Here is a 16,896-nt window from a genome sequence, read left to right as displayed (position 1 = left end):
GAGTCATTTAACAGGTGACCGCCCGACCCGCCTGGGCTGACATTTAACCGTTTACAGCACCTGAAACAGTATATTAGCATTATGCCGGAAAAGCTTCACCTTTCCTACCAACTATGCCAGCCATCGGCTGCTTTGGCCTGGCTGGTCGAATTCTACTATGAAGCCGAATGGCAGCTTGAGGAAGGCATAGATTATGTGCAACCCATTCTGCCTTTCCCGGGCTGCGAATGGACCATACAAATTGGTAACCCTCCCCTTCATTTGCTCAATGACTCAAAGGAAGTCCTGCCAACTGCATATTTGCTGGGGCAACCCACCCATACCCACAACTATCAATGGCAGCCCCCAACCAAACTTTTTGTAACCCGTTTACGCCAATACAGGCTAAAACAATTACTAAATATTACATGGTCCTGGGCAGACCTCATCATGCCTGCACCTGAAGTTTTTGGCGAGAAAGCCAATACGGTGGAAAATGTAATACGGAATTCGCCATCTTTCAAGGAAAGGGTAACATTGATGGAGGCTTTTCTAACCCAATGGGCTGCCTCTATCCCACCGGAAAGATTATCAGCATCTGACAGCATTTTCAAGCATGAAAACCTTGCCAACGCGGGGGAAGCGATCCCCCTCGAACTCGGCAACATCGGGAAACGCCAGCAACAGCGCTATTTCAGGCAATGGTTCGATATGACCGCTACAGATTACCAGCGGATATGCAAACTAAAGTTGGCCCTTGACCAGTATGCTGCTGATCAGCAACTTAATGCAACGGATGTAACCTATCTCAGCAACTATACAGACCAGGCACATTTCATCCGCCAATTCAAACGCTACAGCAATGAAAGCCCGGCCTCCTTCTTTCGAAAAAGGCCATTCATTCGCGGGGCAAGGTCCAGCTAAGCATGTCGCTTTCGTTCAATTTTCCCGGATTCCCCCTCACTAGTTTTGCCTAAAAAAATGGCAAGTTTCAAAGGAAAGACAGCAATCATAACAGGTGCAGCCCAGGGTATTGGTGCAGCAACTGCAAAAGCTTTTGCTGAAGCAGGGGCTAGGGTTATCCTTACCGATATCCAGGATAGTAAGGGGAATTTACTGGCTGCCCAATTGGGCGACCAATGCCATTATGTCCATCTCGATGTAAGGAATGAAATGGATTGGGAGGAACTGGGGCAATGGTTCAAAGTGCAGGGGATCCATCCTGATGTAGTGGTTAACAATGCCGGCATCACCGGATTCACTGAAACTGAAGGCCTCCATGACCCGGAGCATGCCAGCCTGGAAGCCTGGCGACAAGTGCACGCCACCAATCTTGACGGGGTATTCCTGGGTTGCAGGTACGCTATCAGATGGATGAAACACAACCCTGGCAAGGCCAGCATTATCAATATCAGTTCCAGGTCAGGTATTGTAGGTATCCCGCAGGCAGCTGCCTATGCATCCAGTAAGGCCGCAGTCCGCAACCACACCAAAACGGTTGCCCTTTACTGTGCTGAAAAAGGATACCCGATCCGATGCAATTCCATCCACCCGGCTGTTATCCTTACCGAAATGTGGGAACCAATGCTCGGAGAGGGAGAACAAAGGGAAGCAACGATCAGGGAAATCTGCAAGGATGTTCCCCTTGGGATTGCAGGCCAACCGGAGGATGTTGCCAAGGCTGTACTCTTCCTGGCAAGTGAAGATTCCCGCTACATTACAGGAACCGAGTTGAATATTGATGGCGGAATACTTGCGGGAGCCGCAAATGCCCCTTCAAAAAAGTAATAAAAAATGCATTGCTCCTTTACTATTCGGGGCAATGCATCGCTGACAAAGGTGAAATAACTATTACAAATACCTTTTAATGCAACTTAACGATTAAATTTCTCAATATTCAACCTGGGCGGCAAGCCACTGATGTAAAAAGAGGCAATAGCCCTTGCAAAAGTTGGCAACAACTCGCCATCATTGGCCAGTACGATGAAGGTATATCCTTCGCCCGGGAACCTTAGGATATCCGCAAGTCCGGGTCCGCCGCTATGCCCTGCATACCTTATCCCATTCTCATTTTCGAGGATCCAACCTGCCCTTGTATATTGTGAAGCCTTTCCTCCTATACTATCCTTCCCATAAATATGTTCTTCTAATAGTCCCCTGGGAATCAAAGTTTCATTATCCAGGCCTACTGCCCAATTCGCCAAATCACTAATGGACGCATAGTACCCTCCGGCAGAATAGTAGTATTGTGGATACATGAATTTATATGCTTGCATACTGCCTTCCAGGTCATAATATGTAGTCGCCCTTTCCTTAACCAGGTTTGTTCGCATAAAACTTCCTGTTCTCTGTTCCATATCATAACCGCCATCATTCATATTCAATGGAACTGCGATCTCGCCTTGTATTAATGCGGGCAATGTCTTTTTATAGATCCTTTCCAGTATATAACCCAACAACATAAAATCAGCCTGCGCATAATGCTGACCGGTACCAGGCGCGTATTCAAGCGTAGAGTCCTTCAGTGCTTTCACCACAGTCCCTGTAGAAATATAGTAATCCCCCTTAAAATCCTTCAGGCCGCTGGAATGGGAGATCAAATGCTTTATTTGAATGGGTTTCCATGATACAGGTATAGTATCAATGTATTTTCCGACATGATCCTCTAACCGGATCCTCCCATCCCTTATCGCCTTAAGCAAAAGGGTGGAGGTCAGCAACTTGGTACAGGAAGCGATCTGAAAGTTTGAATGCTCCGACACTTTTGTGTTCCACTCAAGGTTAGCCATACCGTATGTTGAAAGCTTTACAATTTTTCCGCTTTTAACCACGGCTATTGCCATTCCGGGTATTTTAAGCTGCCCCATTTTTTCGCTAACGAAAGCATCAGCCCTGTTATTAGCGGAAGCTATATCAGCCTGTCCGAAGCTGCTGCCCTTCACTAATAACACCAATACCCATATCAGTAATTGTTTCATATGCCAGAGTGGTTTATGTGGAATGCCTGTTTTTTCGCAGCGTCAAAGCTTTATCCCTGACGAAACTACAATTCCTGCAGCCATTTAGCCACTTCTTCCCTGGCGGCAGCAACAACTTCTTTTCCAGCCCGAAAACACATTTTCCATTCCTTTGGCTTGGCCTCATACCTGGGATCAGCAAAACGAGACCCATTCAGGGCAGCATCAAAATCGACAGTAGCCGAAACTTCCATAAATTTTTCCAACCGCTTCTTCACCATCTGCTTCGGATCTTCAGGGATGGAATTATCCTCCCCGCCGACTACCTTATCTACCTGTTTATCAATAGCGCTATTTAGGACATCCATAGGGTTGCGTAACCTGAATTTCTTCTTTCCCCCATTCAGGTACTCCGAACGCCATTGCTTATAATCCTTCCTGAAGGCTTCCGTCTGGCTATAATCTTTCGCAAACTGGATCAATTGACGGGTACCGGTAACTTTCAGGTCTGTAGATAGCGACCTGGCCTTATTAATAATGGCCCGATCGATGGCCGGATAGCCCATGCCCAGTGATCTCACCATCATACTGGAAGCGTCCTTCTCTGTAACTTCAAGTTGTTCAAGAATTGCGTAGGTAGCGGTTGCTGACATTAATACCAGGGGTAAGGCAACCCATAAAAATAATTTCTTCATCGGTTAAGGTTTTGGTAAACGAAAGTATTGTAGCAAGATCTGCGGGAAAAGGTTGGCTGGTATGACATGTTGATTTCACTGTATGAACTGCTCATTAGTAAAACCTGCACCAAAAGTAAGGAAGCCCCCGCCGGATGGCAGGGGTTCCTTTTAACCAACCAAACCTCCAATTGAAATCAATAAAAATATATTCCGGTAATTATTGTGCTAAGGTTGCCATTCACTTCAATGCGGTTTGAACGCTCCAACGGATAGCCGTTCTCATCGTACTTGTAAGCAAACCGATTGAGGGTCTTGTCTGCAGAGCCTACACTTTCCGTCCTGATGATAAGAGGGTTATTGTATTGCAATACCAATCCAGGCAGGAAATGCTCGAGGATACTGGCTTTAACGGGATTAGGCTTATCATCATAGGTCTCATAATACTTGACCATACCCGGCTTAAAGGTAGTCTCGCCGGTCTTCCTGTACTGGTACTCCATTTGCTTCAGGTTGCCATTTCCATAATAACTCAACAGGATCTTTACCCCGCTCGCCCCATCCGGGTCGGGTTGTGCAATATCTTCCAAAACCTCTACCAGCCTTCCGCCGGTATTGTATTTAAAATAATGGGTAGCAAATTTCCGGTCATTATTGGTATAGATGACCGCTGAGGCTACATTGTTGCCTTCATAAGTATATACGACCCTGGTAGCCTGTGTGGCAGCCCTAACCAATTTGCCATTTACAAATTCATTTGAAAGTTGAAAACGACTTATCTCCCCTGATGGAGCAGATTGCCATTGGGATACATATTGGCTCACTTCCCTGGCATTGTTGAATTCAAACACCTGGAAATCCTTGTCGGAAACCTCAATGCGCTTCACCCATTTTCCGGGAAGGCTTGGTTCAGCAGGTGGTTCATTGTCTTCCGAACAGGAGGTAAAGGCAAGGGCCAGAAAGGAGAACAGCATCAAGCTGCGGAACATCTTTTTCATAAATAAGGTTAATGGTTTGATTTGCGAAATTCTGCAACCCTGACAAGCTACACAACCGCATCCTTATGTGATATTGATGAGTGGTAAAAGAAAGCGTCCCTGCGGAAAGGGATGTGAAAATCATTCACAATTATGCCATCCTTAAAGGCTTTAGTCCTCACATGAAGATGCGATGACCCATTATACAGAAATAAACTAGCTTGCACCCATGAAAAAGATCTTATCCACCACCTGCCTACTTCTTATGGTGATAGCAGGATTTACCCAGGAGATCAGGATCGCCACCTACCGGTATTCCACTAATGACCGGGTTGCTAACCTGGAGCCGTTCGCAAAGCTTGTTGAACAGAAAACAGGGTTCAGGACCACTGTAAAAAGTTATCCCACTGTACTGGCCTTTATCGAAGGCATACGCAACAATGAAGTTGACCTTGCCATGATCAACACTTTTGGTTACCTGTTGCTACAGACTTCAGCAAAACCTTATCCAATGGATCCGGCTGTTGCCCTGACGGTCCCTCCCTCCTCAAAGGACAACTACAAGACAGCGATCCTGACCAGAAGCAATAGCATGATCAAGGATATGGCCACATTAAATAGATCTGCGAAGGACCAAAGACTGGCACTGGTGGCTGTGGGATCCACTTCGGGCAACCTCGTACCAAGACTCGGCTTAACCGGCATAGGTATCGATAAGGCGGAGTCAGCATTCGATACGGTGGTCTACGCAGGCACCCATAAGGCTGCCATTGAATGGCTCTTGCAAGACAAGGCCGATATAGCAGCAATGGGCCATGATGCCTACCTCAAAATGGCACAAGAAGAGCCTGCAATCGAAGGCCAACTCAGGACCATCTGGTTATCACCCGAGATCCCCCTGGGGCCGGTACTCTTCCATAAATCCATAGATCCCAAACTGAAAGAAACATTATTACAGTTATTGTTAGGGCTGCATACAAGCCAGCCGGAGGCACTGACTTCGATTAAAAACGGTTGGACAGAAGCCAAGCAGGCAACCCATTATATTACCATTCAGGCCAATCATTACTTTCCGTTCCTTCAACAATTTGGTAAACCGGAAGCAGTGGCAGCCATCCTTGAGCAATTCGCCAATTAAGGACAGACAAGCACTTTACAGCATAAAAAAAGGGAAGTTTGATCATAAACTTCCCTTTTCTATTCCGCTAACTTCTTGCTCATAACGCAACATCAACCTGCTTCTCCCGGACTCCGGACTCAAGTCCCTGGCCAAGGCCATTGGTACTGATCTGGTTATTTACTTTATAGATCCGGTTAAAGGAGAAGTGGACAAATTCCTTACTCGCCAACACGCCATCAACTGTTTTGATGATCTCCATCGGCTTCTCCAATGATGGATAGGCAAGGATCGAACGCATACTAATGGTGGTGTCCCAAACCAGCTTCAGCGACCTTGTACTCAGGTCACTCTTCAATAGCGCCAGTTTAACTTCAGCATTCACATCCTTGTAGAAAGGGGAAGAATAGTCCTTGCCCTGGAAGATCCGGAAACTAACGGTCCGGGACACCGGCTCTTCCGGCGTTGGGGCGACGACGTCGTCGTCTTTGCTGCAGGCGGATAGCAGGATGCATCCTACCGCCACAGGGATAAAATACTTTTTCATCAGGAAAGGTTTGTAAAGGTTTAATTGTCTAATCTGACAATACCACAAAGCTATTCGTTGCTTTCCCATAATAATATAACCTCTTGGATGAATTGCCATTTTTGGCGGTTGAATGGCTATTTATCCTCGTATCCCAGATTGCAAGGGGCATTTGCTAAGGGAATGCTAAAAGGCCTTCATTCACATATTTATGTGAATGAAAAATCCTTTTAGTCAATATAGCTTTGCGTCATTCTTAAACCTTAATTCTATTGAGTATGCTGAACCTTATCCAAATTTCCAGGCAACTAGTGCTGTTGGCATCAGTTGCTTTTTTATTTACATCCTGCGACAAGGATGATCCCGCAAAACCCGCTAATGCACTTGAAACAATTGTTGTAGACCTGCAAGGGAGTATGATCGATGCCGAATCTATTGACTCAGCCAAGCTTGTCCTCCAAAAAACAGGCAGCAATACACCAAGGTATCAAAACCTGAACCTGGCTGGCAATAAACTTGAAGCCACTATCAATGGCTTAACCAACGGGGAATGGAAGGCCACTGTATATATCTATACTGACGAGGGTTCACATGAACTCAAAACCCTGCAGTATGTTGGCGAAAAGACCATCAACACCCCCTTTGCTGAAAAGCAAGTGGTATTAAAAGCCCCAACTGCCATACCGGCAACTGGCTGGAAGCGCAGGATCCAGTTCAACTTTTCCCCATTTGGTATGACCATCACCGTTGGGGAAGATGGCCGCGACCCCTATTTCAGCATGGTTCAGACCAATCCCAACTGGAATAGTTACAGGATCACCAGGACCATCATGAATACTACCGGGGAAGAAGTGGCAAAAGAACGTTATGAATGCATTGAGAACAATTGCCTGCCTGCAAGTGGTGTAATGGAAAATGATACATTCTTCAGGAACTACTCAACAATCGCTACCAATAATAGCTGGACAAGGTCCCATGTTGAAGTAAGATTCGGAAATCGTGCCCAACAGTCCTATGTCATTAGCGAACATGAGTGGACAAAATAAGACAAAGGCAATAGGAAAGGAACCCACCAGCCGAATACCATTCAAGAAGCAATCCGGTTACTTTCAGATAAAAAAGAACGGGCCCGTTAAGGGACCCGTTCTTTTTTATTAAGCAGTCATTTAATAATGTGCTAGGCTTATTACTCTATTAAGGAATCATTCCACAATCCTGAGTTTTGCGTAATTCAGCATGATCTTCTTCTCTCCATTCAGGTCAAACTGTACAGTTGCTACAGGGTTATGAGAACTGCCTTCCATTTTGGTCACCACCCCGAAACCGAATTTCTGGTGTTCTACCTTTTGGCCTGCCTGGAGATTGGATGTATCACTGGGAACGAAATCAGCAGAAGGCTTATGCTCCACCACCTTTGGCGCTGGCTTGGGAGGCACGTAGGATGGTACGGTATCTTTCCGCTTGGCAGGCGGCGGACCGTACATACGCTCTGCGGCTTCACTGGCGCCAAAACCCCGCATCCTGTCAAACGCCGATGTCCCTCCAAACTGGGTACCGCTATTGCGTGCACCACCGCCGGCATAACTCCTGTCAAGGTAATTCTGGGGGATCTCATCAATGAACCGGCTGGGTTCATTCTGCACCAATTGTCCAAAACGATAGCGGGTATTGGCATAGGTTATCCAAAGCCTTTGCTTGGCCCTGGTGATCACCACATAGAAAAGGCGACGTTCTTCTTCCAGCTCTTCCCTTGTGTTGATAGACATCGCATTGGGAAACAACATTTCTTCTAATCCAGCTGCGAAAACCACCGGGAACTCCAGGCCTTTAGCGGCGTGAATGGTCATCAATTTCACTGTATCAGCATTGGGGTCTTTCTCATCCGCATCAGTCAACAGGGTGATCTGCTGCAGGTAGGCCGCAAGCCCTTTGTCACCCACTTCCCCATCATCATTGCTGGGAGTTTCGGTAAACTCCTTGATACTGTTCAATAACTCCTGAACGTTCTCATACCGTTGCACCCCTTCAGCACTCTTATCATTGAAAAGCTCCTTCACCAGGTTCGTCTGCTTACCCACATGGAAGGCCACATCATAGGCATTCTTTATTTGCAACATGCTCTGGAAGCTCTTGATCATGGTAACGAAGTTCTCGATCGACTCCAGGGTACCGGCTTTGAACCCGGCTTCAGCAGCACGTTCCAATACCTCCCACATGGAGATATTGCTGTTGTTCGCGATCAGCAACACCTTATCGATAGTGGTCTTTCCGATACCCCTTACCGGGTAGTTGATGATCCGCTTCAATGCTTCTTCGTCACGGGGATTCACGATCACCCGCAGGTAAGCTACCATGTCCTTGATCTCCTTGCGGGAATAGAAACTCACACCCCCATACATAGTATAGGGAATAGCCATCCGGCGAAGACTTTCTTCAAAAGCCCGGCTCTGCGCATTGGTCCGGTAAAGGATCGCGAAGTCCTTGTTGTTGTAGTGGTTCCTTAGCTTCTGCTCCTGGATCGTATCCGCCACGAATTTTCCTTCATCGTTATCGGTCATGGTACGCACCAGCCTGATCTTCTCCCCTTCGCCATTATCGGTCCAGAGCTGCTTGGGTATCTGTCCCTTGTTATTGTTGATCACTTCATTGGCCACATGCAGGATACTCTTGGTACTGCGGTAATTCTGCTCCAGCTTGATCACCTTCACATCATCATAATCCTTCTGGAACTGCAGGATATTCTGGATGGTCGCCCCGCGGAAAGAGTAGATACTCTGGGCATCGTCGCCCACCACACAAACATTCTCATGTGCGGCACCCAATAATTTGATGATCTCGTACTGGGCCGGGTTGGTATCCTGGTACTCATCAATGAGGATATACCTGAACTTATGCTGGTACTTCACCAGCGCTTCCGGGAAATGCTTCAGCAATTCGTACATCTTGATCAGCAGGTCATCGAAATCCATTGCGCCATTCTTGAAACAGCGCTTGGCATAGTTCGCGTAGATCTGGGCGATCGCCGGACGGTTGCTGCGGGCATCCTCCTGCTGGATATAATAATCCTGCGCGTATTCAGCCGGACCAACCAAAGCGTTCTTTGCCGATGATATACGGTTATAAACGATATTCGGCTTATACAGCTTGTCGTCCAGGTTCATTTCGTTGATCACGGTCTTCACCACGCCCTTGGCATCATCAGTGTCGTAAATGGTAAAGGAGTTGGGATAACCCAGTCGATGGGCTTCGCTGCGCAGGATACGGGCGAAGACACTATGGAAGGTGCCCACATAAAGATTACGGGCATCGGAATTACCAAGGATCTTCTCGATACGCTCCTTCATTTCTTTGGCCGCCTTATTGGTGAACGTAAGCGCCAATATATTAAAGGCATCCACCTTATAGTGGGCCATCAGGTGGGCAATACGGGTGGTCAATACTTTTGTCTTTCCGCTCCCGGCACCGGCCACGATCATAATCGGGCCATCCTTGTGCAACACCGCCTCACGCTGCCGGTCATTCAATCCTTTCAGGTAATCTTGCATATGATGTTTTTCCAAAATCCGTGAACGGCAAATATCCTGAATTTTGGATTGCGGATGGCGGATTTCACACGGAATCTAAGGGCATTTAATTCTCAGCGACTTAGCCAACCCAATAGGGTTAGCCTCAATGCCGACCAGATCAACCTGGCGCCTTCCCATTAGGGAAGAAATCCAACCATTCCTGCTACCTATTGGAAGTAACCAAGGACCTAAGCATCAATCAGCCCCCCAAGGACTCTTCGAAGTATTCAACGGTATTGCTAGCGGGGATCTGCCGGCACCTTTGCTCCGGCCGCCAGCTCAGGATGCTTCTGGTTGAACAGGATGATCCCATCAATGGCCTTCTCCGGCTTTGAATACGTTTCCATATACCCCCCGGACCTGATCCTGTTGGCAACAAAAGTAGAACTGGCAGGCGGTGCAGCGACATATTGCTCCTTCCAGGTTGCCAACCGATGGAAGGACCAACGCCTATATTGGCTGTAATATTCATGATACCAATTGAAATGGTAGGCGTAGTACTGGTGCCAATAATAGGGTTTTGCCAGCGGCGCCCCCGTTGCCGCGGGTAAATCGGTTAATTCCTGCCCGAACAAGGCCTTTACAACTGGCCACTGTGCCACCCCGTAAGTGGAGGTGTACTGTTCATTCATGGCCTCCCCATTGCGGAGCGTGGTATTGGCCTTGTACTGTTTTTGAAGCTTGACGGAATCAGCATGATCATCCCCCGTTTCATAATTCGGCTCAATAATATATTCCTTTCCGTATAGGAGGGGATCACCGGCAACCTGCACCTGCGCCCTGTCCTTAGCAATCAGGCTCACCGTGATCACTGCGATATCCTGGGATTCATTGGCATTAATGGCCGTTCTCAACACCAACATGCGGGACATGCTGCCAGACAAAGGAATTACCCGAATGATATCAACAACGCCATCGTTGTTAAGGTCGAGATTATTGACCAGGCTGGACGGCCTATTCAGGGCATCCTGGAAAGCAACCGGGGAGGGGGCATTCCTGAAAAGCTTAAGAAGCGCATATAAGTTAAGGTTATCACCAGGTAAACCAAGATATTCCGGAGTACTCGATTGCTGGGAATAGCCTAAGATGGAGAAGGCCAAACAGCCTATTGTCAAAATTTTTTTCATGGTATGGATCAGATTCGCTTTTCCTAAAAGTAATACAGGTCAACTATTCAACGTCATCTTCCCACTCCAGCTTATAATCGCCGATGTGTTTTTCATTATCCTTCAACTTTCTTTTCTGCTGGCGGTACTTGTAGATACCGGCCAGCAGGATCAGGGTGGCCAATATCCCAAATAGCAACACCACCCATCCGCCAAAACGGTCGCGCATGAATCCATGAATGGTCATACCGGCAATGGCAAAATATAAGGCGGTCCGGATGAATGACAAAAGCGTCCTGTCGATGGCCATATCTGTACGCTCTATGGCCAGCCTTTCGCGCAGGATAAGGTCCTTATTGATTCTTTTCTGGGTTTCGTCCATGGTTATGGTTTTTCGGCTTTGAATCGTATATGCCAGGCACCACGCAGGTCGCCTTCCTTGGAGCCAAAAGCGGATTCTGCCGGTTACAAGGATTGAATAACAGTACAGGTATCTTGCCGGATATCCTTGCCGGCTTCACCCCGGCAGTTAAGGCACATGGCTTGTATAAAGATGGGCTTGAAATAATGATGATTCCGGTCATCACTTCCTTTGCAGTTTGATCAGGGTCTTGCGGCCATCCTTCAAAGACATGATATCCCCGTTCAATTCATAGCCATCAATATCGTACAAGGTCTGGAGGAATACGGCTTCAAAGGGAACATCCGGGCAGGATTCCTTCGGTGCCGGACCAGGCCGGAACTTTATAGAACGCTTTGAAACATCATAGTTGCCGCTGATGGGATGGCATCCGCCAAACCCCTTGTAGGTACGGGATGACGGGTAAAACTCAAGATGTGCATTCTTATCCTGGTTGCCACTGATCTGGACCGGCACTTCTTTTAATTCAACCAATAACCATCTTCCTTCCGCCCAATCCTTGTCAGGTCCGAGTTTAGGTGAACAAGCTACAGCCAAAAGGCTTATAAGGAGGGCAAGCCGGGAAAATCGCATAGCAGAAATATTTAATGCCACTAAAATAGTCGATCGCCGCCACCCATCAAAAGAATAGCCGCCGGGTCAATCCCGGCGGCTGGCAATATACCTGGATCAGGGATTAACCAATCGACTCCAGTATTTTAAGCACCAGCTATTCCAATTTCATTCCCTTCTTACCGATCTGCTCACGGATCATCTTTTCAATGGCCGTTTCCAGTGTGGATTCGTGATTACTTTTTATGTTCTTTGCCTTTTCCGCAGCTAGGAATGTATCCCGCTTTATGCTAAGTGCTGCAATTTGTTTTTGGATACTCCACCTTTCTTCAGATTGGGTTTTCACAAATTGCCTGATCTCTTTCTCAGATTTGTTCTTCAGGGTAACAGGCAGTTGGCTCTTGTCAAGTTTCCTTACCACCATGCTATCGGCTGCCATGGCATCGACAAGGTCCCAGCTCGAGTTATCATAAACTTCCTTCTTGCTTTTCACGCCAACCCTTTTCAGCGCGGCACTTTTATTGCTTTCGAAATTCAATCCATCCACTTCACTCATTTTGGCCATACTCTCCTCACCCTTAGTGCCGTAACTAATGTAAGTAGCATTCAGCCTGGTGTTCAACTGGAATAACTCATCATCATATGGGGTAGGGATATCCTCGATCCGGGCATCTGAATTGATATTGGTAAAGCTGCCATTGCCACATTCCGCACCCAGGTTCCAATGCTCTGCGATCCCCTGCTTGCGTTCCCCGCAATAGATAGTGTTCACCACCACCCCCTTTGCTTTGGCCTCTCTACAGGCAGTAGTAAAGGGCAGCCGCCCTTGTAAAAAATCCTCGTTGCCTGCTATAAAGATCACCTTATAATTATCCATGCTGTCATCCCACTTCAACTCCTTTAATGAGGTGTACATTACCTGGCCGCAATATTCATCGCCGCCATTGGTGGTCAACCGGAAAAGGTTCTTCGAAACCTCGTCCAGGTCGCGGGTGAAAGGGTTAACCTGCTCTACATAACCTTTGCTGACATCATTGGAACTTCTTCCATACTCATAAAGTGCGATCTCCACTTGCGGAACTTTACCATCGCACCTTACCCGTCCCAGTACACTCACCATATTCCAAAGCTGTGCCTTGGCTTGCTCAATCAACCCATCCATGCTGTTGGATACATCGAGGAGAACCGCTACCTGGATCTTCCTTGGGCTGAGGGCTACCGGATCCGTCACCAAGGGAGAAGCCGGCGGAAAAGGCCTGTTTAAACCTTCCTGAAATGCCAATGGCTTTTGCGGCCGGGAAGGGTCGGGAGCATCGGGAGGAGCCTCAAGTCCAGTTGTGCAGGGTTGCAAGATTTCATTACTGTCAACAAAATTGCAATTATTCTTTCCTGTTAGTTTGAGGTGGCGAATACCAATAAACGATGCAAGGGTAAGAGACGCGATCAATATGATCGCCAGGCTGGTGGTTCTGGTTGGTAATGGCATAATGGTTGGTTTTCGAATAGGATGCAGGCAGAAAATTTTTCCATGCCCCCAAAACCAATTTATAAAGTCCTTAACAATAAGGACTTTACCGCATTAAATCACAAACCAAAAAACAGGGAGGTAAAACCAGGCCGTATACGGCGTAAACATAAGGAAGGAGGATGTCCCTCCTTACAACTTGAAGCATTGTCCAGCATCTATGCCCTTTTAACCATCCAATCACCCATGTTATTATTCCATCCTTCCCTTCTCATTGATTCTTCCTGCCATTCCAGGAAAACACCAGCATCAATTCTTGGAAACATGATCACCAGGAACCAGGTTGCCCAACCGAGGAAAACTGTACCCAGTACCAGCATACCCTTAATAACCCAGTGCGCTTGCAATGGCTGGTCAATGAAAACAATAAAAGCCATGAGGGGTGGTAAAGTGAGACAAAGAACTGCCACTAAGAATATCAGGAACCGCATCAACCATAGCCCCTTTGGAAATTCAAACAAACTTATCCTTTGCTTCAAGGCCAGGTTAGTGGCAAAAAAAATCATAGCAACCATTACAGCCAGGAAGGGTTTGGAAAACTGTGACATACCATCCCCTAATAATTTGTGCAGTAACAACATGATGGCCATCACTAAAAGATTGAGGACAATGGAAAGTTTAATAAAGGGCTGGCAAAATAAAAGGCTACGGAATTCAGTCATAGTAGTTGGGAATACTGCCGGCAAGATAATTGTTGCCCGTTGACAAGGGGTCAGTGTTTTCACCGAAAAATCACCCATTTTCCATGCATTTTTCTTTTTCCTGGCTGGTTTCCCTCCATTTGGGAATTGTAATTGGCTTTCCCAGCCAGCAGGAACATCCAGAAACAAAAAGGCCAGCCGAATCAACAGGATTGGCTGGCCAAAATGGTTTTTTATGCTTATGGAATCAGACCCCTAATATTTTAGCATCTACGCGGTATTTTGATTGGATCCTTACCTTGATGTCTTCATTGATCACCTTGTCAGTAGTGATCTTCACCCGGATAGTATACTTACCCTTCTTGATATATTCTTCTAATTCGAGGTCTTCTACGTTGAGCCTAAGGACATTGGTAACTGTATCAGGGATATCGAAGGCAAAAGCGACCCTCCTTTCAGGCAAGCCATCGGCAGCGATGAACATTTCCATATCCTTCAGGAAATCGAAGGTCCGGTTTTGCGGGGAAAGGATGTTCAGGCGCATCTCTTCCATTTTCAGGGATTCGATCATGTCCATATTGCCGTTGCGCATGGTCAGTTCAGTCTCAGCATTGGAGGTGATCGGGGGGGTGGTGATATCAAATGGTAGCAGGGTTGCCACACCGGCCTTTACCGTTATTTCTGAATCATCAGAAATGGTAAAGCGGGTCAGTTCGTCAACCTTGTCACAGGAAAAAAGGGCAAAACATGCCAGGGTAAGCAGGAGGGTACGCATAGTTATTGGTTTAACTGGATTAATAACGGTTTTTACTGGATATTAGTATAGACCGGAAAGATAGCAAAATCCGGGAAATGACCTTCGCCTGCGGATGGTCACTGCCGGCGCCAAACCACCTTCCCTTCAAACATGGTCCACAAGACCCTGGTATCGCGCATGGACTCCGCATCTACGGAAAATACATCCCGGTCTACCAGTACCATATCGGCCCATTTTCCGGGTTCAAGCGAACCAATTTCCTTCTCGAGTAATAAGACCTTGGCCGCTTCAATGGTATAGCCATAGAACATGGCCATCCTGGGCATGCATTGGCTACTGTCCAATACCCCTTTGGGTCCTTTGCGCGTTTCGGCATGGTAAATAGCCTCGAATGGATTGGCACTGCTAACGGGCCAGTCACTGGCTCCGGCTACCACAGCACCCGCATCCAGCAAGGATTTCGCCGGATACTGCCACTTATACAACTCCTGGGCTATATAGGGTTGCACAATATCAATAGTGGTGACATCCCCAAAGGCCCATAGTAATTGCTGGGAGGTCAGGACGTTCAATTGGCGGAACCTGGAGAAATCGGTGGGCACCACCAATTGCATATGGGTAATACTATGCGGGATCCGTGTATTACCGTTCTGCTTCCGGACCCGTTCAAAGCCATTCAGGGTCTCGGTAACCGCACGGTCACCAATGGCATGGACATGCACCAGCATACCTGCCTTGTCCGCTGCTGTTGCAAAACGGGCAAAATTCCCGGGCTCGAACATAAATACCCCCTTATGGTTGGTGCCAGTATAGTTGGAAGACAAAGCAGCGGTCTGGGTGGGGTACTCCAGTACTCCGTCAGCAAAAACTTTAAAGCCCGCGACTTTCAGGTTAGGCCGTTCATATTTTTTCCTGATCGCCAAAACCGTGTCGATCTGTTTTTCCGGTGAACTATCGGCTTTGGCCACAATGGTTGCAACAACATGGGCAGATAAGGCATTCGCCCTGATCAAGCCATGGTAAGCATCCAGGATCTCACTTTCTGTGGTGGCGGTGGTGGTAGCAGAAGCTTCCAGCCAGGCAGTGAGGCCATAACCATTGGCATAGTCCATGGTCTTTTTTGCAGCCAGCGCATAATCCACCACGTTAGGTACAGCGGCATGTAGTATTTTGATCCCATCCTCAGTCACAAAACCGCTGGGTTGGCCATCTGGCAGGGTGGCATAATAAGACCTCATATCCCCAGAGAGGGTTTGGAGATAGGCTTTATCCACCCCTGCTTTCCGGAGCATGGCCTGGTTAGCGAAAACCGTATGGCCATCGGAACCCCTCAGGATGACAGGATGCCTGGCCAGTTCGCCGCTATTAAAAGCTTTTGAAAGTTCATCCAGGTGCGACCAGGTGCTGATGTTAAGGCCATACATATCCAACACATCCCCCGTCATTCCCTCTTGCTTCCGGATGGCCTCTTGGGCATAGGCGGCAATGGAAGGTACATCGGTGGGCACGTCCTTCAGGTTGGCCTTGGTCAGGGTTTTGCCGCCCTTGATAGCGTGGATATGGCTATCAACCATACCGGGCAACAGGGTCTGGCCCTTGAGGTCTGTTCTCAGTGCTGCTTTGCCCAGCTTCTTTTCAACATCCTTCAAAGAGCCCACGGCCAGCACCTTCCCATTCCGGATGGCGATGGCTTCCGCAAAAGGCTGATCGTAATTGCCGGTAAAGATCCTGGCGTTATAGAATAACTGGTCCTGGGAGAAGGTAAAAAGGGGAGAAAGCAGTAAAAGCAGCAGGATGCGCATGGGTGGGTGGTTATTGGTTAGAAAAAAGTAACCCCCATGAATTTCGGAAAACCAGCGCTTGAAGTGGAAATCGAAGGCAAAAAATCTCCAAAAAAATTACCCCCAATAATTTGTTAAATTCAATTGGAATCTCTTACCTTCACAACCGCCTAAAAAAAGAAGGTCCACTGTAGAAACAGTCGACCTCTAACGATTGCTTGCCATATAAAAAAGTCTTCTAGTATAACCTGGTGCTTACCCCGTAAGCTTGTTCAGGAATTTTGACCTCTACGATTCTTTGCTACTTAACGATTGCT

At 47.4% G+C, this 16,896-nt stretch carries 16 protein-coding genes; 4 read left to right on the top strand and 12 right to left on the bottom strand.

Translation table 11 applies throughout. The features are described 5' to 3' along the window. Positions 1 to 81 precede the first annotated feature (81 nt). Together KJS94_RS15565 and KJS94_RS15560 are read left to right on the top strand one after the other, a co-directional pair. On the top strand, positions 82 to 903 hold the full coding sequence (locus KJS94_RS15565; protein WP_214448514.1) for a helix-turn-helix domain-containing protein: 822 nt from the start codon (positions 82 to 84) through the stop codon (positions 901 to 903). Between the two features lie 57 nt (positions 904 to 960). After that, positions 961 to 1,767, top strand: coding sequence for an SDR family oxidoreductase (locus KJS94_RS15560; protein WP_214448515.1), 807 nt, complete (start codon positions 961 to 963; stop codon positions 1,765 to 1,767). Between the two features lie 86 nt (positions 1,768 to 1,853). Here KJS94_RS15560 and KJS94_RS15555 read toward each other — a convergent pair whose 3' ends face one another. From KJS94_RS15555 to KJS94_RS15545, 3 genes are all read right to left on the bottom strand, one after another. Beyond that, a complete protein-coding gene (locus tag KJS94_RS15555; protein ID WP_214448516.1) occupies positions 1,854 to 2,957 on the bottom strand; it encodes a serine hydrolase domain-containing protein in 1,104 nt (367 codons plus the stop codon). A 65-nt stretch (positions 2,958 to 3,022) separates the two neighbouring features. Next, entirely contained in the window at positions 3,023 to 3,631 is a 609-nt protein-coding gene (locus KJS94_RS15550) for a hypothetical protein (RefSeq protein ID WP_214448517.1), read from the bottom strand. A 176-nt stretch (positions 3,632 to 3,807) separates the two neighbouring features. Further along, on the bottom strand, positions 3,808 to 4,608 hold the full coding sequence (locus tag KJS94_RS15545) for a hypothetical protein (RefSeq protein ID WP_214448518.1): 801 nt from the start codon (positions 4,606 to 4,608) through the stop codon (positions 3,808 to 3,810). A gap of 208 nt (positions 4,609 to 4,816) precedes the next feature. Between KJS94_RS15545 and KJS94_RS15540 the strand changes: the two genes are divergently transcribed. After that, complete coding sequence (locus tag KJS94_RS15540) at positions 4,817 to 5,725, top strand: phosphate/phosphite/phosphonate ABC transporter substrate-binding protein (protein ID WP_214448519.1); 909 nt, start codon at positions 4,817 to 4,819, stop codon at positions 5,723 to 5,725. A gap of 79 nt (positions 5,726 to 5,804) precedes the next feature. On the opposite strand, the gene KJS94_RS15535 is transcribed toward KJS94_RS15540, so the two are convergent. After that, the gene (locus KJS94_RS15535; protein ID WP_214448520.1) at positions 5,805 to 6,251 is read right to left on the bottom strand and encodes a hypothetical protein; all 447 of its coding nucleotides are present in this window, start codon (positions 6,249 to 6,251) and stop codon (positions 5,805 to 5,807) included. A 257-nt stretch (positions 6,252 to 6,508) separates the two neighbouring features. On the opposite strand from KJS94_RS15535, the gene KJS94_RS15530 reads away from it, so the two are divergent. Then, positions 6,509 to 7,276, top strand: coding sequence for a hypothetical protein (locus KJS94_RS15530; protein ID WP_214448521.1), 768 nt, complete (start codon positions 6,509 to 6,511; stop codon positions 7,274 to 7,276). A gap of 156 nt (positions 7,277 to 7,432) precedes the next feature. Here the strand turns inward: KJS94_RS15530 and KJS94_RS15525 are convergent, their stop codons facing one another. From KJS94_RS15525 to KJS94_RS15490, 8 genes are all read right to left on the bottom strand, one after another. Beyond that, the gene (locus KJS94_RS15525; protein ID WP_214448522.1) at positions 7,433 to 9,775 is read right to left on the bottom strand and encodes an ATP-dependent helicase; all 2,343 of its coding nucleotides are present in this window, start codon (positions 9,773 to 9,775) and stop codon (positions 7,433 to 7,435) included. Between the two features lie 260 nt (positions 9,776 to 10,035). Next, positions 10,036 to 10,923, bottom strand: coding sequence for a hypothetical protein (locus KJS94_RS15520; protein ID WP_214448523.1), 888 nt, complete (start codon positions 10,921 to 10,923; stop codon positions 10,036 to 10,038). 43 nt (positions 10,924 to 10,966) lie between these two features. After that, positions 10,967 to 11,284, bottom strand: a complete 318-nt coding sequence (locus KJS94_RS15515; protein ID WP_214448524.1) for a DUF202 domain-containing protein — start codon at positions 11,282 to 11,284, stop codon at positions 10,967 to 10,969. A gap of 201 nt (positions 11,285 to 11,485) precedes the next feature. Continuing rightward, a complete protein-coding gene (locus tag KJS94_RS15510; RefSeq protein ID WP_214448525.1) occupies positions 11,486 to 11,896 on the bottom strand; it encodes an META domain-containing protein in 411 nt (136 codons plus the stop codon). A gap of 136 nt (positions 11,897 to 12,032) precedes the next feature. After that, complete coding sequence (locus tag KJS94_RS15505) at positions 12,033 to 13,361, bottom strand: vWA domain-containing protein (protein WP_214448526.1); 1,329 nt, start codon at positions 13,359 to 13,361, stop codon at positions 12,033 to 12,035. A gap of 197 nt (positions 13,362 to 13,558) precedes the next feature. Further along, the gene (locus KJS94_RS15500; protein WP_214448527.1) at positions 13,559 to 13,777 is read right to left on the bottom strand and encodes a hypothetical protein; all 219 of its coding nucleotides are present in this window, start codon (positions 13,775 to 13,777) and stop codon (positions 13,559 to 13,561) included. Between the two features lie 511 nt (positions 13,778 to 14,288). After that, the gene (locus tag KJS94_RS15495; RefSeq protein WP_214448528.1) at positions 14,289 to 14,816 is read right to left on the bottom strand and encodes a hypothetical protein; all 528 of its coding nucleotides are present in this window, start codon (positions 14,814 to 14,816) and stop codon (positions 14,289 to 14,291) included. Positions 14,817 to 14,914: 98 nt separating this feature from the next. Then, positions 14,915 to 16,600, bottom strand: coding sequence for an amidohydrolase (locus KJS94_RS15490; protein WP_214448529.1), 1,686 nt, complete (start codon positions 16,598 to 16,600; stop codon positions 14,915 to 14,917). Between the last annotated feature and the right edge of the window lie 296 nt (positions 16,601 to 16,896).

Source organism: Flavihumibacter rivuli, from assembly GCF_018595685.2.
Taxonomy (GTDB): domain Bacteria; phylum Bacteroidota; class Bacteroidia; order Chitinophagales; family Chitinophagaceae; genus Flavihumibacter; species Flavihumibacter rivuli.
This window is presented reverse-complemented; position numbering and strand designations above follow the sequence as displayed.

What these genes read in the sequence shown, in the direction of transcription:
- KJS94_RS15510 (WP_214448525.1), bottom strand. Translation starts at nt 11,896, where the DNA reads ATGCGATTTTCCCGGCTTGCCCTCCTTATAAGCCTTTTGGCTGTAGCT.
- KJS94_RS15490 (WP_214448529.1), bottom strand. Translation starts at nt 16,600, where the DNA reads ATGCGCATCCTGCTGCTTTTACTGCTTTCTCCCCTTTTTACCTTCTCC.
- KJS94_RS15505 (WP_214448526.1), bottom strand. Translation starts at nt 13,361, where the DNA reads ATGCCATTACCAACCAGAACCACCAGCCTGGCGATCATATTGATCGCG.
- KJS94_RS15530 (WP_214448521.1), top strand. Translation starts at nt 6,509, where the DNA reads ATGCTGAACCTTATCCAAATTTCCAGGCAACTAGTGCTGTTGGCATCA.
- KJS94_RS15520 (WP_214448523.1), bottom strand. Translation starts at nt 10,923, where the DNA reads ATGAAAAAAATTTTGACAATAGGCTGTTTGGCCTTCTCCATCTTAGGC.
- KJS94_RS15525 (WP_214448522.1), bottom strand. Translation starts at nt 9,775, where the DNA reads ATGCAAGATTACCTGAAAGGATTGAATGACCGGCAGCGTGAGGCGGTG.
- KJS94_RS15565 (WP_214448514.1), top strand. Translation starts at nt 82, where the DNA reads ATGCCGGAAAAGCTTCACCTTTCCTACCAACTATGCCAGCCATCGGCT.
- KJS94_RS15535 (WP_214448520.1), bottom strand. Translation starts at nt 6,251, where the DNA reads ATGAAAAAGTATTTTATCCCTGTGGCGGTAGGATGCATCCTGCTATCC.
- KJS94_RS15555 (WP_214448516.1), bottom strand. Translation starts at nt 2,957, where the DNA reads ATGAAACAATTACTGATATGGGTATTGGTGTTATTAGTGAAGGGCAGC.
- KJS94_RS15545 (WP_214448518.1), bottom strand. Translation starts at nt 4,608, where the DNA reads ATGAAAAAGATGTTCCGCAGCTTGATGCTGTTCTCCTTTCTGGCCCTT.
- KJS94_RS15560 (WP_214448515.1), top strand. Translation starts at nt 961, where the DNA reads ATGGCAAGTTTCAAAGGAAAGACAGCAATCATAACAGGTGCAGCCCAG.
- KJS94_RS15515 (WP_214448524.1), bottom strand. Translation starts at nt 11,284, where the DNA reads ATGGACGAAACCCAGAAAAGAATCAATAAGGACCTTATCCTGCGCGAA.
- KJS94_RS15495 (WP_214448528.1), bottom strand. Translation starts at nt 14,816, where the DNA reads ATGCGTACCCTCCTGCTTACCCTGGCATGTTTTGCCCTTTTTTCCTGT.
- KJS94_RS15550 (WP_214448517.1), bottom strand. Translation starts at nt 3,631, where the DNA reads ATGAAGAAATTATTTTTATGGGTTGCCTTACCCCTGGTATTAATGTCA.
- KJS94_RS15540 (WP_214448519.1), top strand. Translation starts at nt 4,817, where the DNA reads ATGAAAAAGATCTTATCCACCACCTGCCTACTTCTTATGGTGATAGCA.
- KJS94_RS15500 (WP_214448527.1), bottom strand. Translation starts at nt 13,777, where the DNA reads ATGGCTTTTATTGTTTTCATTGACCAGCCATTGCAAGCGCACTGGGTT.